Origin of the sequence: Rhizobium sp. 2YAF20, assembly GCF_052114685.1 — a bacterium.
Lineage (GTDB): Bacteria > Pseudomonadota > Alphaproteobacteria > Rhizobiales > Rhizobiaceae > Rhizobium.
Map to the genome: position 1 here is coordinate 194,063 of NZ_JBFRFF010000001.1, position 14,380 is coordinate 208,442.

The 14,380-nt window shown below is 59.9% G+C and carries 13 protein-coding genes; 12 read left to right on the forward strand and 1 reads right to left on the reverse strand.

Annotation, left to right across the window (positions count from 1 at the left end):
* The first annotated feature begins 26 nt into the window (after positions 1-26).
* The 8 genes from tilS to AB4Z52_RS00975 all read left to right on the forward strand — a co-directional run bounded on the left by tilS (position 27) and on the right by AB4Z52_RS00975 (position 10,695).
* The gene (gene tilS / locus AB4Z52_RS00940; RefSeq protein ID WP_442216626.1) at positions 27-1,328 is read left to right on the forward strand and encodes a tRNA lysidine(34) synthetase TilS; all 1,302 of its coding nucleotides are present in this window, start codon (positions 27-29) and stop codon (positions 1,326-1,328) included.
* 67 nt (positions 1,329-1,395) lie between these two features.
* Positions 1,396-3,339, forward strand: coding sequence for an ATP-dependent zinc metalloprotease FtsH (gene ftsH / locus AB4Z52_RS00945; protein ID WP_442215992.1), 1,944 nt, complete (start codon positions 1,396-1,398; stop codon positions 3,337-3,339).
* A gap of 224 nt (positions 3,340-3,563) precedes the next feature.
* On the forward strand, positions 3,564-4,916 hold the full coding sequence (gene glmM / locus AB4Z52_RS00950) for a phosphoglucosamine mutase (RefSeq protein ID WP_442215994.1): 1,353 nt from the start codon (positions 3,564-3,566) through the stop codon (positions 4,914-4,916).
* Between the two features lie 225 nt (positions 4,917-5,141).
* Positions 5,142-5,990 carry an outer membrane protein gene (locus AB4Z52_RS00955; RefSeq protein ID WP_442215996.1) on the forward strand — a complete coding sequence of 283 codons (849 nt, stop codon included), beginning with the start codon at positions 5,142-5,144 and terminating at the stop codon, positions 5,988-5,990.
* 223 nt (positions 5,991-6,213) lie between these two features.
* Positions 6,214-7,047 carry an outer membrane protein gene (locus AB4Z52_RS00960; RefSeq protein ID WP_442215998.1) on the forward strand — a complete coding sequence of 278 codons (834 nt, stop codon included), beginning with the start codon at positions 6,214-6,216 and terminating at the stop codon, positions 7,045-7,047.
* A gap of 153 nt (positions 7,048-7,200) precedes the next feature.
* The gene (locus tag AB4Z52_RS00965) at positions 7,201-8,379 is read left to right on the forward strand and encodes a phosphoserine transaminase (protein ID WP_442216000.1); all 1,179 of its coding nucleotides are present in this window, start codon (positions 7,201-7,203) and stop codon (positions 8,377-8,379) included.
* Between the two features lie 94 nt (positions 8,380-8,473).
* Positions 8,474-10,069, forward strand: coding sequence for a phosphoglycerate dehydrogenase (gene serA, locus AB4Z52_RS00970; protein WP_442216002.1), 1,596 nt, complete (start codon positions 8,474-8,476; stop codon positions 10,067-10,069).
* 158 nt (positions 10,070-10,227) lie between these two features.
* Complete coding sequence (locus tag AB4Z52_RS00975) at positions 10,228-10,695, forward strand: MEKHLA domain-containing protein (RefSeq protein ID WP_442216004.1); 468 nt, start codon at positions 10,228-10,230, stop codon at positions 10,693-10,695.
* A gap of 24 nt (positions 10,696-10,719) precedes the next feature.
* On the opposite strand, the gene AB4Z52_RS00980 is transcribed toward AB4Z52_RS00975, so the two are convergent.
* On the reverse strand, positions 10,720-11,742 hold the full coding sequence (locus AB4Z52_RS00980; protein ID WP_442216006.1) for a helix-turn-helix domain-containing protein: 1,023 nt from the start codon (positions 11,740-11,742) through the stop codon (positions 10,720-10,722).
* A gap of 94 nt (positions 11,743-11,836) precedes the next feature.
* Between AB4Z52_RS00980 and AB4Z52_RS00985 the strand changes: the two genes are divergently transcribed.
* From AB4Z52_RS00985 to AB4Z52_RS01000, 4 genes are all read left to right on the forward strand, one after another.
* Positions 11,837-12,181 carry a hypothetical protein gene (locus AB4Z52_RS00985; RefSeq protein ID WP_442216008.1) on the forward strand — a complete coding sequence of 115 codons (345 nt, stop codon included), beginning with the start codon at positions 11,837-11,839 and terminating at the stop codon, positions 12,179-12,181.
* Between the two features lie 220 nt (positions 12,182-12,401).
* On the forward strand, positions 12,402-13,037 hold the full coding sequence (locus AB4Z52_RS00990) for a lysophospholipid acyltransferase family protein (protein WP_442216010.1): 636 nt from the start codon (positions 12,402-12,404) through the stop codon (positions 13,035-13,037).
* A 6-nt stretch (positions 13,038-13,043) separates the two neighbouring features.
* A complete protein-coding gene (locus AB4Z52_RS00995) occupies positions 13,044-13,994 on the forward strand; it encodes a phosphatidate cytidylyltransferase (RefSeq protein ID WP_442216011.1) in 951 nt (316 codons plus the stop codon).
* On the forward strand, positions 13,991-14,380 hold the full coding sequence (locus tag AB4Z52_RS01000; RefSeq protein ID WP_442216013.1) for a hypothetical protein: 390 nt from the start codon (positions 13,991-13,993) through the stop codon (positions 14,378-14,380). The genes AB4Z52_RS00995 and AB4Z52_RS01000 overlap by 4 nt, the downstream gene beginning before the upstream one ends.

Sequence of the window (14,380 nt, forward strand, 5' to 3'; positions counted from 1 at the left end):
TCAGCGCCATCTGCAAGCCGGCGCATATTCTGGTCGCCGTATCAGGCGGCAGCGACTCTGTCGGACTATTGGTTGCCCTTGCCGACCAATTGAAAGTTGATCCCCTTCCCGACATCACCCTATCTGCTGCGACAATCAATCACGGCCTGCGCGCCGAGGCGGCAGGGGAAGCGCTCGATGTTGCGGCTCTTTGCGCCCGGCTCGGTGTTGCGCATGTCACTCGCATCTGGGGAGGCGACAAGCCGAAGAGCGGCATCATGGCCGCGGCCCGCGAGGCGCGCTACGCGCTTTTGGCGGATGCGGCGGCCGATCTTGGCGCCGATGTGATCGTCACCGCCCACACCTTCAACGACCAGCAGGAGACGCTTGCCATGCGAAGCGCACGGCTTGCGGAAGATGAGCCTGGTGTCGGGACTGGCATTGCCGATGCCGTGTTGTTCGAGCGCAGGATATGGGTCCTTCGCCCCTTTCTTTGCTGCCGACGGTCCGATATTCGCGCCTACCTGACAAAGGCAGGCATTGGCTGGATCGACGATCCGAGCAATGAGGATCTGCACTATGAGAGGGTTCGCACCCGCAAGCGTCTCGCCGGCGGCACGCGGATGTCAGGACTTGCCGAGGCAGGAGCCCGACGAGCCACGATCGCGAATGCGGTTGCTGATTGGCTGGGCGCCCATGTCACAATCCATGAAAATTCGCTCGCGGAAATTCGCGGTGAGGGCCTCGAGGTTAATCGGACTGTCTTGGCCTATGCCATCTCCAACCTCACCGGCGTGATGGGCGGCCAGCCGTTTGGCCCGGGTCGGGAACGACTTCAGCGCATCCTCGATTTCGTGGCCGAGCGCCGGCCTGGACGGCGAACGGCGGGTGGCGTGGTTTTCGATTTGCGCAGCAGCGGCCTCTATTTGATGCGGGAAAGTCGTGGTATCGAGACCTTGACCATCGCGCCGGGCGCGCGTGGTATCTGGGATGGGCGCGTCGAAATCGTCAACAGCGGCGCGACCTCCGTTAGAGTGGAGGCATACGGCGGCAATGGGGCGACGGTATTTGCCGCCGGGCTGCCGAAGGCTGCGGTCCAGCGAGCCGGTGCGGCGTTGCCAAAGATGACCGATGCCGATGGGCAATCGACTTCAAAAGAGCGTGCCGTGGTCGACGTCATTCCGTATTTTGCACCGTTCGACCGCTTTTTGACGCGATTCGACCTGCGTTTCGCAAATCAGCTGGCAATCTCTTTCAAGAGAAAGCCGTATTTGAAGCTGCCGCTTCAAGGGTTATTGACGGAAAGTGCATCCGTCGGCGCGGATTGCCTTGGCAAGGGCCCTGCGTAACCCTATGTTAAGGGCCAAGTATGCCGGTCGCCAAAAAGGCGGTCTGTTTCAGTTCCTGGGGAGTTCAATGAACCCTAATTTTCGTAATTTCGCTCTGTGGGCCATCATCGCCTTGTTGTTGATAGCTCTCTTCAGCATGTTCCAGACATCGCCGGCGCAGACCAGCTCCCGGGAAATCCCCTATTCGCAGTTCTTGCGAGAGGTTGACTCCGGTCGCGTGCGCGACGTGACGGTGACGGGCAACCGCCTCATCGGAAGCTATGTTGAAAACGGAACGGCCTTCCAGACCTATTTGCCAGTTGTCGACAGCGGTCTGCTCGATCGCCTTCAGGCCAAGAACGTCACGGTTTCGGCCCGTCCGGAATCCGATGGCTCGTCGAGTTTCCTGAGCTACCTCGGCACACTGCTGCCGATGCTTCTGATCCTTGGCGTCTGGCTGTTCTTCATGCGGCAGATGCAGGGTGGTTCGCGCGGGGCGATGGGCTTTGGCAAGTCGAAGGCCAAGCTTTTGACCGAGGCGCACGGCCGCGTCACGTTTGACGACGTCGCCGGTGTCGACGAAGCCAAGCAGGATCTCGAGGAAATCGTCGAATTCCTGCGCGACCCGCAGAAGTTCCAGCGTCTCGGCGGCAAGATTCCGCGCGGTGTGCTGCTTGTCGGCCCTCCGGGCACCGGTAAGACGCTGCTTGCGCGCTCGGTTGCCGGCGAAGCCAATGTGCCGTTCTTCACGATCTCGGGCTCCGACTTCGTCGAAATGTTCGTCGGCGTCGGCGCTAGCCGCGTGCGCGACATGTTCGAGCAGGCAAAGAAGAATGCGCCTTGTATTATCTTCATCGACGAAATCGATGCGGTCGGTCGTCACCGTGGCGCCGGTCTTGGCGGCGGCAACGACGAGCGCGAGCAGACGTTGAACCAGCTGCTGGTCGAGATGGACGGGTTCGAGGCCAATGAAGGCGTCATCCTGATCGCTGCGACCAACCGGCCCGACGTTCTCGATCCGGCACTGCTGCGTCCGGGCCGTTTTGACCGCCAGGTCGTGGTGCCCAACCCCGATATCGTCGGCCGCGAGCGCATCCTCAAGGTGCATGCACGCAACGTGCCTTTGGCGCCGAATGTCGATCTGAAGGTCCTTGCCCGTGGAACGCCCGGTTTCTCCGGTGCCGACCTTATGAACCTTGTCAACGAAGCAGCCTTGATGGCCGCGCGCCGCAACAAGCGCATGGTGACCATGGCGGAATTCGAAGACGCCAAGGACAAGATCATGATGGGCGCCGAGCGCCGCTCTTCGGCAATGACCGAGGCGGAAAAGAAGCTTACGGCCTATCATGAAGCCGGTCACGCGATGACGGCGCTAAATGTTGCCGTTGCCGACCCGTTGCACAAGGCGACGATCATCCCGCGCGGTCGTGCGCTTGGCATGGTCATGCAGCTGCCCGAAGGCGACCGCTACTCGATGAGCTACAAGTGGATGGTTTCGCGCCTCTGCATCATGATGGGCGGCCGCGTCGCCGAGGAGCTGACCTTCGGTAAGGAGAACATCACCTCCGGCGCGTCCTCCGATATCGAGCAGGCGACCAAGCTTGCGCGCGCCATGGTGACCCAGTGGGGCTTCTCCGACCAGCTCGGACAGGTTGCCTATGGCGAAAACCAGCAGGAGGTCTTCCTCGGTCATTCCGTGTCGCAGTCGAAGAACGTCTCCGAGGCGACGGCGCAGAAGATCGATAACGAAGTTCGCCGCCTGATCGACGAAGCCTATACGCAGGCTCGTACCATCCTGACCGACAAGCATGACGAGTTCGTCATCCTTGCCGAAGGATTGCTCGAATACGAAACGTTGAGCGGCGAAGAAATCAAGGCGCTGCTGCGTGGCGAGAAGCCGGCACGTGACCTCGGCGACGACACGCCTCCAAGCCGCGGCTCGGCAGTCCCGAAGACGGGCGCCAAGAAAGATGGTTCACTCGGTGCCAAGGGCGAGGAGCCGGAGGGTGGCTTCGAGCCACAACCACGCTGAGCAATATAAGCAGTTGATAAAACAAGGCCGGTTCCCGCTTTTCGGGTACCGGCCTTTTTTTACAGTAACGGGATATGATATTCATTTGCGGTAATTGACGTGATGGGCACCGCAATTTGTGTCATGAGCCTGATGTTTTCAGGTTGTGTCCGTCTCTATTGAGTCGGATTGGCCCGAGCCGGGCGCGCAGCCATTGATGGCGCGCTGCAATCGCAGGAGTGCATATGAAGCGAAGCTATTTCGGAACCGATGGCATCCGCGGCCAATCCAATGTTTTCCCGATGACACCGGATCTTGCCATGCGCGTCGGTATCGCCGTCGGCACGATCTTTCGGCGCGGCAACCATCGCCACCGGGTGGTCATCGGCAAGGATACCCGGCTTTCAGGCTATATGCTGGAAAACGCCATGGTGGCAGGCTTTACCGCGGCGGGCCTCGATGCGTTCGTTCTCGGTCCTATTCCGACACCCGCTGTCGCCATGCTGACGCGGTCGTTGCGTGCCGATATCGGCGTGATGATATCGGCGTCTCACAATCCTTATGAAGACAATGGTATCAAGCTCTTCGGCCCGGATGGCTACAAGCTTTCAGACGAACTCGAAGGCGAGATCGAGGAACTTCTCGAAAAGGACCTTAACCTGCAGCTGGCAAAGTCCGATGATATCGGCCGCGCCAAGCGCGTCGATGGCGTCCATGACCGCTATATCGAACACGCGAAACGGACGCTGCCGCGAGACGTCACGCTGCAGGGGCTAAGGATCGCCATCGACTGTGCCAACGGTGCCGCCTACAAGGTCGCGCCCGCCGTGCTCTGGGAACTCGGCGCCGAAGTGGTGACCATCGGCAACGATCCGAACGGCATGAACATCAACCTGAACTGCGGATCGACCAGCCCGGTCGCGTTGCAGAAGAAGGTCGACGAGGTCAGGGCCGATATCGGCATTGCCCTTGACGGCGACGCCGATCGGGTCGTGATCGTCGATGAGACCGGCAACATCATCGACGGCGACCAGTTGATGGCGGTCATCGCCGAGAGCTGGGCCGACAATCAGCTTCTGCGCGGCAACGGCATCGTGGCGACCGTGATGTCCAATCTCGGGCTGGAGCGTTTCCTCGGCGACAAGGGCTTGACGCTTGCTCGCACCAAGGTCGGCGACCGGTATGTCGTCGAGCATATGCGCCAGCACAATTTCAACGTCGGGGGAGAGCAGTCCGGCCATATCGTGCTTTCAGACTACGGCACGACGGGCGACGGCCTTGTCGCAGCACTACAGGTGCTTGCCGCCGTCAAGCGAACCGGTAAGCCGGTGAGTGAGGTCTGCAACCGCTTCCAGCCGGTGCCGCAGCTTTTGCGCAATGTGCGCATCACGGGCGGACGGCCGCTCGAAGATGGGATCGTCAAGAAGGCGATCGCCGAGGCAGAGAGCGAGCTTGCCAAAAACGGCCGCCTGGTGATCCGCCCGTCCGGGACCGAGCCTTTGATCCGGGTCATGGCTGAAGGCGACGATCGCAGCCAGATCGAGCGTATCGTCAACGATCTGATCGGCCTGATCTCGAACGTCCGAACCGCCGCCTGATCGATCAAGTGAGTTTCAGTATTACCGAAGGGCCGGCAACACATTTGCCGGCCTTTTCTTATTGCGCGTTGCATCTCCTGTTTCGATCGCGTTCGGAACAAGTCGTCCTTGCATTCACTGAAGGTAAATTTTTGTAGTTAAGCGGCTTTTAACTTTTCCAATTCATTATCCATGACATGTCGTCTTGTGGCTCGCAATCTGGGCCAATTGATCTGGAGTGAAGTCATGTTGAAACGCTTGGTCGGCGCTGCCGCTGCAGTCGCGCTTATAAGCTCCTCCGCCTTTTCGGCCGATCTCTATCAGCCGGAGCCCGCGCAACCCGCACCCGAAGTTGCCGTCAGCCAGGCAAGCGGCTGGTATCTGCGCGGCGATGTCGGCTACGCCTTCACCGATTTGCGCGGAGCACATTACTTCCAGGGCTCCAATGCCAGCGACGTCGATTTCAGCAGCGCATCGCTCGACAACAATGTCACCCTCGGCGGCGGTGTCGGTTACCAGATCAATAACTACCTGCGCACGGACGTGACGCTGGACTACCTCTTCAACACCGATTTCAAGGGATCCACGCACGGCCAATGCGGCGCTTGCGGACCCGGCTTCACGGCCGTCGATGCAACCTCAAGCGACTCGACGTCGATGTCAGCGCTCAGCCTGCTTGCCAACGCCTATGTCGATCTTGGCACCTACGGCGCCTTTACCCCTTACGTCGGCGCCGGTATCGGTGGCACCTACGTCAAGTGGAAGCAGCTGAAGGACGTCAATTGCGCCGACTCCGACTCGACGTCATGCGACGGCGCCGATTATCACAATGGCCGCGGCAGCTGGCGCTTCACCTACGCGCTGATGGCCGGTACCGCGGTCGACCTGACCTGCAACCTCAAGGCCGACGTCGGCTACCGCTTCCGCCATATCGAAGGCGGCGACATGTTCGGCTATGCCGACAACGGCGGTCCGGGTTCGGACAACGGCGTCAACCTCAACGAGGTCCGCGTCGGTGCCCGCTACAACTTCGGCGGCTGCCAGACGGCAACCTATATGCCGCCTGCCGACATTCCGCCGGCGGTTTACAAGTAACGCTGCGACTTCTAGCCATATCTTCAAGAAGCCGTCCGGTCCCGCCGGGCGGCTTTTTCGTTGCGCATTGTGGCTCGCCCGCGAGCGGTTTCCCGTTTCCTTAAACCTTCATTAACCATGAATTCCTTATGGTTAATGAAATGAAAATTGCCTTCGGATTCGCGCGAATGCCGCCTGCCGGATGCAGTGCGGGGTAAGCCCGGCGTGGGGAAGGGTGCTTGCGATGATCCGTTTGAATGCGCCGGCGGTAGCCATTGTCATGGCAACCATGATTTCCGGCGCAGCATATGCCGCCGATGCAGCACCGGAGATCAAGACACCTGAGGTTAGCGTCAAGGAGGCACGGGGTTGGTATGTGCGCGGCGACGTCGGATATGCGGTCAAATCAAACCATCACACGCCCGATATCCGCGCCTACGATCCGACAAGCGGCCACTATAGCTCATCGGACTTCGACAGCAGTCGCTTCGACAGCAATGATTTCTCCGGCGATCTCGGCGTCGGCTACCAGTTCAACGACCTCATTCGCGCAGATATTACCGGCGACCTCTTCGGTGGGGATTTTGACGGCAGGTTTGCCAGTGCCCTACCGTGCGTCGGCGGTGCGGCGGGCACGGGTTGCTCCACGAAAGGCTCGTCGTCCTTCAGGGCAGGTAGCCTGATGCTGAACGGCTATGTCGATCTTGGCACTGTTGCCAGTTTCACGCCCTATCTCGGCGCCGGCGTCGGCGCGACGCGGGTCAACTGGAACAGCGTCGATGCGACGTCCGCCTGCGCCGATGGCACTATCGGCTGCAGCGGTGCGGGAAGCTCCGGCGTTCGCTATCCCGGCCAAAGCGACTGGCGGATGACCTATGCTCTGATGGCAGGCGTCTCATACGACATCTCGGCAAATATGAAAGTCGACCTCGGCTATCGCTACAGCCATGTCGCCGGTGGCGATATGTTCGGCTATTCCTCTGCCGACGCGGCTGCGGGTGCCAATGGCACGATGGGGCGCGATGGTGGGATTGCCCGCCATGAAATCCGCCTGGGGCTGCGCGTCACCACCTGGTAGTGGCCAAAGAGACCTGCGGCCCGCGGTCGCAGATACGTCAGTAATTTCTCTGAGTGCGACATTCCCATCTTGACTTCGCCCGTGACGCTCTATACCCACGGCGCCGGGACACCCTTCCCCAACGAAGGGCTTTCTATCTGAGAGGATAGCACTATGACGACACTCGCCAAGCCGGACCTCCGTCCACAAAATACCCATTTTTCTTCTGGCCCCTGCTCGAAGCGCCCCGGTTGGTCGCTTGACGCTCTCTCCGACGCGGCCCTTGGCCGTTCGCATCGCGCGAAGGTCGGCAAAGCCAAGCTCAAGCAGGCCATCGATCTCACCCGAGACATTCTGAAAGTGCCTGCTGATTACCGCATCGGCATCGTGCCTGCGTCCGACACCGGCGCCGTCGAGATGGCGCTCTGGTCGCTGCTTGGCGAACGCGGCGTCGACATGCTCTCGTGGGAGAGTTTTGGCGCCGGCTGGGTCACCGATGTCGTCAAGCAGCTGAAGCTGAAGGACGTCCGCAAGCTCGAAGCGCCCTATGGCGAGCTTCCCGATCTTTCCAAGGTCGATTTCGACCATGACGTGGTCTTCACCTGGAACGGCACGACATCGGGCGTGCGCGTCGCCAATGCCGATTTCATCCCGGCCGATCGCAAGGGCCTGACGATCTGCGACGCCACCTCGGCCGCTTTCGCGCAGGACCTCGATTTCGCCAAACTCGATGTCGTTACCTTCTCCTGGCAGAAGGTTCTGGGCGGCGAGGGTGCGCATGGGGTCATCATTCTTTCGCCGCGCGCCGTCGAGCGGCTGCTCACCTATACGCCGGCCTGGCCGCTGCCGAAGATCTTCCGCCTGACGTCGGGCGGCAAGCTCTCGGAAGGGATCTTCCAGGGCGAGACGATCAACACGCCATCGATGCTCTGCGTCGAGGACTATATCGATGCGCTGCTTTGGGCAAAGAGCCTCGGCGGGCTTGATGCGCTGATCGGCCGCGCCGACGCCAATGCTAAGGTCATCCACGATTTCGTCGCTGCCAATGCCTGGATCGCCAATCTCGCCTCCGTGGCGGAAACGCGCTCCAATACGTCGGTCTGCCTGAAGATTGTCGACAGCCAGATCGCAGCTCTCAGCGAGGACGACCAGGCGAATTTCGCCAAGGGTCTTGTTGCGCTTCTCGAAAAGGAAGGCGTCGCCTATGACGTCGGCCACTACCGGGATGCGCCGTCCGGCCTTAGAATCTGGGCAGGTGCCACGATCGAAACCGCCGACATGCAAAAGCTGATGCCGTGGCTCAACTGGGCATTCGCGACGCAGAAGGCAACGCTGTCACAGGCCGCGGCCTGACGATCTGATTTTGCAGCTTTGGCTTCGCCGAAAAGGCGAAGCTCCGTACGCATTGCATCCTATTCATCGCTGAACCTTTTTTCAGGAGGCCTCAATGGCACCTCGCGTTCTCGTATCCGACGAATTGTCGGAAACCGCCGTCCAGATCTTCCGTGATCGCGGCGTCGAAGTCGATTTCCAGCCGCAGCTTGGCAAGGACAAGGACAGATTGCTCGAAATCATCGGCAACTATGACGGCCTTGCCATTCGCTCCGCCACCAAGGTGACGGAAAAGATCATCGAGGCGGCAACCAATCTTAAGGTCGTCGGACGCGCCGGCATCGGCGTCGACAATGTCGATATCCCGGCCGCCTCGCGCCGCGGCATCATCGTCATGAATACGCCGTTCGGCAATTCGATCACGACGGCTGAACACGCCATCGCGCTGATGTTTGCCGTCGCCCGCCAGCTTCCTGCCGCCGATGCCTCGACGCAGGCCGGCAAATGGGAGAAGTCGAAGTTCATGGGCGTCGAGATCACCGGCAAGACGCTCGGCGTCATCGGCGCCGGCAACATCGGCTCCATCGTCTGCTCGCGCGCCATCGGGCTCAAGATGCATGTCGTTGCCTACGATCCGTTCCTGTCCAAGGAGCGCGCCGAGGAAATGGGCGTCACCAAGGTCGAACTGGACGAGTTGCTCGCCCGTGCCGATTTCATCACCCTACATGTGCCGATGACCGACAAGACCCGCGGCATCCTCAACGCCGAAGCCTTGGCAAAAGCAAAGCCGGGTGTGCGGATCATCAATTGCGCCCGCGGCGGTCTTGTCGATGAGGCAGCTCTTGCAGCTGCCATAAAATCTGGCCACGTCGCCGGCGCCGCCTTCGACGTGTTCGAGGTCGAGCCTGCCAAGGAAAGCCCGTTGTTCGGCCTGCCGAATGTCGTCTGCACCCCGCATCTCGGCGCTTCGACAACGGAGGCGCAGGAGAATGTCGCCCTGCAGGTGGCCGAACAGATGGCCGACTATCTCGTCAAGGGAGCCGTGTCGAACGCCATCAACATGCCGTCGATCACGGCCGAAGAAGCGCCGATCTTGAAGCCGTTCATCCGGCTTGCCGACGTCCTCGGCGCCTTTGTTGGCCAGGTGACGGACGAGCCGATCAAGGAAATCGAAATCCTTTATGACGGCATCACCGCCAGCATGAACACCAAGGCCCTGACATCGGCACTGCTCGCTGGCTTGATCCGCAGCCAGGTGTCCGACGTCAACATGGTTTCGGCGCCGATCATGATCAAGGAAAAGGGCATTATCCTTGCCGAGGTCAAGCGCGACAAGTCGGGTGTCTTTGACGGCTACATCAAGCTGACGGTGACGACCGACAACATGACCCGTTCGGTTGCTGGCACCGTGTTTTCCGATGGCAAGCCGCGCTTCATCCAGATCAAGGGGATCAACCTCGACGCCGATGTCGGCAGCCACATGATCTACGTCACCAATACCGACGTTCCCGGCATGATCGGCTTCATCGGCACGACGCTCGGGGCTGCCAACGTCAACATCGCCAACTTCCAGCTCGGCCGCGACAAGCAGGGTGGGGACGCGATCGCTCTGCTCTATGTCGATGGCCCGATCAGCGATGATGTTCTTGCCAAGCTGACCGCCCACGCGGCGATCCGCCAGGCAAAGCCGCTCGCATTCAACGTCGATTAAGTCGCCTCCCAAGGAATGACAAGGCCCGGCGTGGGAAACTGCGCCGGGCTAATTGTTTTAGGCAACGCTTATCTTGATATGCTCATGATCCCGGTTGAAATAAAGCGTCCGTGCTTCAGCTCTTGAGGCGCTTCCAATAGTCCCTTCAAGGATAAGACATGACGACCGCTCCCGCTCCTGACGCCGATCTAAGGTTTGATGATCATTTCTTCGATCTGCTGACGGGGAGCTTCTCCCGCATCGTTGGAAGACAATTGGTCGAGAATGGGCGAGACGCGAGCTGGCTATACAATGACGCGCCTTTCGTCGTCGTCGCGCACAATACCGACGCCGATCCACGCTTTGTCTATGCCAACAGGGCGGCCCAGGGCTGTTTCGAGTATCCCTGGCAGGATTTCACGACGTTGCCCTCGCGGCTGTCGGCGGAGCTGCCAAACCGGGCCGAACGTCAGCAGTTGCTCGACGAGGTGACGCGCCATGGCTTCATAACTGGCTATCGCGGCATTCGTGTCGCAAGATCAGGGCGGCGCTTCTGGATGGAGGATGGCGTCGTGTGGCAGCTCATCGGCCGCGACGGAAACCGATACGGACAGGCGGCGACGTTCTCGTTGTGGCGGGACGTCTGACAGGCGGATGGCTGCGGGTACGCCTCAGCACCTTTCGCGTTGCCGCCAGGCCGTCGGGCTCATTCCGGTCACGCGCAGGAATTCACGGTTGAAGTTGGATTTGGTGAGGAAGCCCGATTCGAAGATGATCTGGGTGACCGGCTCGTCTGTTGTTGAGAGAAGACGGCGCGCCTCGTCGATCCGGTAGTTGTTGACATACTGCGAAACGCTCATGCCATGGATGCGATTGACGGCTTTGGAGACGGTACGCGCCGGGCAATTGAGCCGTCTCGCGATGCGGCCAAGATTGAGCTCGGTGTCCTTGTAGAGCTTCTTTGCCTGCATCAGCACGCCCAAGGATGCGGCGACCTCGGAATCCAGTTCAGTTGCCGCGACGGTCTGCGGACAGTCGGGCAATGCATCGGCCTCATCGTCAGGGGTCGAGCCGGAGCCTGCCACGGAGGCTGCCGCTCCAAGAACAAACAACGCCAGCACATTTGCGGCAGCCACGACCTCTCCCGCATGCGCGCCGCTGCCCCAGGCGAAATCGAGGCTGATGATGATATCGGTCACCGCCGATCCGATGAGGGCAAAGCCGGTAATCTGAAGCGAGCGATAGGAGCGAAGCGCCCCGTCAAGGCGCGAAGCGACCAGGCCGTCGGGGCCGAGACGTGTGAGCCAAAGAAGGGCTGCGCCATAACCGAGAAATATGGCAGTGATCGCTGCAGTCACGGCACCGCGCCCGACAAACAGAAGCAGGCAAATAATCATCGCCGGCAAAAGATGCAGCCAGCTCGAATTTCCTTGCGGCCGTTCGCTCGTCAGGCCGGCAAAACTGATCCAGGTTAAGGATGCGAGCAGCGCGGCAAGTACAACCTGGCACGGCATCACCGCCTTCAGGTCATAGCCCCAGCGCAATCCGATCACAACCGATTGCAGCGCATAGGCGGCAACAAGGAGTGCGAAGGCCCTGTTTTCGCTCAATCCGTTTTCGCTACGTCGCGACATCTGGACCAAGAGCGTCAGAAAAAACAGCGTTTCGACGAAGGGGAGGGGAACAAAGATCATGGTGAAATGAATTGGGTACAAGAACCTGTGGGCGCTGCGGGCACAATGCCCTGAATCGCAATGGCGGTCGACCCGGATCGCGATCGAGGTCTTGATGTCAGCCCTTCGGCACCAAAAGTCGTTCTGCATGGGCGATGAAGCAACGCTGAGCCAGGAAGTCGTCATCGAAGAAGGAAATGAGGCCGCAGTCGGCGGCGGCATCGAAGATAGCGTTTCTCTGGACGCACAGACCTTTCGCACCACGGACGATCTTCTCGGGGACCTTGAGGCTGGCGCAGAGGCCCGGATCAACATCCTCGTCAAGGGCGGGGCACACGCAGATGCTATCCGGAGCGCGGATCTGCCTTCCAGATGGAGCAGTGTTTCGGAAAGGATGCCTCTCCTGCCGGGAGAGGCGATGCCAACGGCAATCTTTATTGATTTCAATCCGCGTACTTAAAAAATGACGAGGGCCGAGGAGAAATAAGATCCGGCCGAAAAATGGTGATCGAAAAGCGAGAAGTTGTGGAAGGAGTTTAAAGTAAAAACATCAGTCAAGATTGGTTGTTGATAAAGCTCATATATGTTCGAGCATCGCTATCTAGACTGTCTTTCATGGGGGATAGTTAGGCGATGTTCCATAAAATTTCGTTTATCTCGCTTCTCATCGGACAAAGACAATGACGTCCTATTTCGCGAGACCGGCCTCTGTGCTGATTGTGCTGTTCGCACGCGCGGTCACCGCCGTGCGGGCGATTTGGCATGATGGCGGGCCGCCACAGGCTCAGTGCATCTATTTTGCCAATCACTCCAGCCATGGCGATTTCATCCTCGTCTGGGCGGTGCTGCCGCCGTGGCTGAGACATCGGACCCGACCGGTCGCGGGCGCTGAATACTGGCTCAAATCGCGGCTGAACAGGTTCATCGGCCGTGATGTGTTCGATGCCGTCCTCATCGAACGAGATCGCGATCAGCGCACGAGCGATCCGGTTACGCAGATGGCGGGTGCGATCGATGCCGGATCGTCGCTGATCCTCTTTCCCGAGGGCACGCGAAACCAGACAGACAAGCCGCTGCAACCCTTCAAGAGCGGTCTTTATCATCTGGCCAAGGCAAGGCCAGACGTACCGATGATCCCTGTCTGGATCGACAATCTCAACCGCGTCATGCCGAAGGGCGAGTTCATTCCCATCCCTTTGATCTGCACGGTGACGTTCGGCAGCGCCATCCACATCGCACCGGAAGAGAGCAAGGACATGTTCATCGCGCGGTCGGAATTAGCTCTTCTGGCCTTGGCGCCAAAACACGAGGGCTGAGCGCGAATGAACCCGGCGCAATCCGATCTGATCTCCCTCGTCCTCGGCATCGGCGGCGTGCTGACCCTTGCGTCTGTCATCGGCTATGTGCTGCAGCAGCGGCTGTCGCCGGATGGCGCGAACGCCGTCGTCGAGAACCTCAATGCCCGGATCAAGGCTTGGTGGGTGATGGTCATCCTCATCGGCATCGCCTTTCTTGCAGGCCGAAGCGGCGTCGTCATCCTCTTCGCATTCTGCTCGTTTGCCGCACTTCGCGAATTCATAACGCTGACCAACACGCGCCGCGCCGATCACTGGGCGCTGGCGGCGGCATTCTTCGTGGTCCTGCCGATCCAGTACTATCTGATCGCAATCGAGCGATACGGCATCTATTCGATCTTCATTCCGGTCTATGCCTTTCTGTTGATGCCGATCATTGCCGTCCTGCGTGGTGATACCGAGCGCTTTCTCGTCAGGATTGCCGAAGTGCAATGGGCAATGATGATCTGCATATTTTGTGCCTCGCATGTGCCAGCGCTTTTGAGCCTCGACATCCCTGGTTATCAGGGCCGCAACGTGCTTCTGATCGCCTTCCTTGTCATTGTCGTCCAGCTGAGTGACGTCCTGCAATATGTCTGGGGCAAGCTGTTTGGCCGAACGAAGATCGCTCCCAGGCTGTCGCCGTCGAAAACGGTCGAAGGTTTTGTTGGAGGGATCGCCAGCGCCACGTTGATCGGGGCAGCGCTCTGGTGGATCACGCCCTTTACGCCTGCCCAGGCAGGCCTTCTTGCCTTCGTCATCGCCTTGATGGGTTTCTTCGGCGGGCTGGTCATGTCCGCGATCAAGAGGGATCGTGGCGCCAAGGACTGGGGCAACCTGATCGAGGGGCATGGCGGACTGATCGACAGGCTGGATTCCGTGGTCTTTTCGGCGCCGATCTTCTTTCATCTTGTCCGCTACTGGTGGTCACTCGCATGAGGGCACCATTCCGCGCGCTCGCGTCCAGCGGCATCGCCCATGTGCTGTTCGCGTTCCTGGCGATGGGCGGGTGGGCGTTTTTTGCCAATCGCGATTATCCCATGCCCCGACCGTTGATATCGGCGGTCGTCCAGGGCAGCATTTCGGCCTGCCTGACATTGTTCCTGAAGTCGGGTATCGAGTTCCTCTCGCGGCGGTTCTCCGGCCTTGCAACCTATTGGGCGCCGCCGGTGATTGCCTGCGTTGCGTCGACGGGCGTGCTCATCGTCATTCACGCGGCAAGCGGTACGCCGGAAATCCTGAAGACGATCGCACTGCCGCTTGTCGTGTCCACCAGCTACGCGGCGATCTACAATTATTCGATTGCGGCCAAGAAGGGAGCTTGA

Bases quoted from the DNA above. Each gene is read 5' to 3' on its own strand.
- AB4Z52_RS00975 (WP_442216004.1), top strand. From the start codon at position 10,228: ATGACGACCGCTCCCGCTCCTGACGCCGATCTAAGGTTTGATGATCAT.
- glmM (WP_442215994.1), top strand. From the start codon at position 3,564: ATGAAGCGAAGCTATTTCGGAACCGATGGCATCCGCGGCCAATCCAAT.
- AB4Z52_RS00960 (WP_442215998.1), top strand. From the start codon at position 6,214: ATGATCCGTTTGAATGCGCCGGCGGTAGCCATTGTCATGGCAACCATG.
- AB4Z52_RS01000 (WP_442216013.1), top strand. From the start codon at position 13,991: ATGAGGGCACCATTCCGCGCGCTCGCGTCCAGCGGCATCGCCCATGTG.
- AB4Z52_RS00965 (WP_442216000.1), top strand. From the start codon at position 7,201: ATGACGACACTCGCCAAGCCGGACCTCCGTCCACAAAATACCCATTTT.
- AB4Z52_RS00985 (WP_442216008.1), top strand. From the start codon at position 11,837: ATGTCAGCCCTTCGGCACCAAAAGTCGTTCTGCATGGGCGATGAAGCA.
- ftsH (WP_442215992.1), top strand. From the start codon at position 1,396: ATGAACCCTAATTTTCGTAATTTCGCTCTGTGGGCCATCATCGCCTTG.
- AB4Z52_RS00980 (WP_442216006.1), bottom strand. From the start codon at position 11,742: ATGATCTTTGTTCCCCTCCCCTTCGTCGAAACGCTGTTTTTTCTGACG.
- serA (WP_442216002.1), top strand. From the start codon at position 8,474: ATGGCACCTCGCGTTCTCGTATCCGACGAATTGTCGGAAACCGCCGTC.
- AB4Z52_RS00995 (WP_442216011.1), top strand. From the start codon at position 13,044: ATGAACCCGGCGCAATCCGATCTGATCTCCCTCGTCCTCGGCATCGGC.
- AB4Z52_RS00990 (WP_442216010.1), top strand. From the start codon at position 12,402: ATGACGTCCTATTTCGCGAGACCGGCCTCTGTGCTGATTGTGCTGTTC.
- AB4Z52_RS00955 (WP_442215996.1), top strand. From the start codon at position 5,142: ATGTTGAAACGCTTGGTCGGCGCTGCCGCTGCAGTCGCGCTTATAAGC.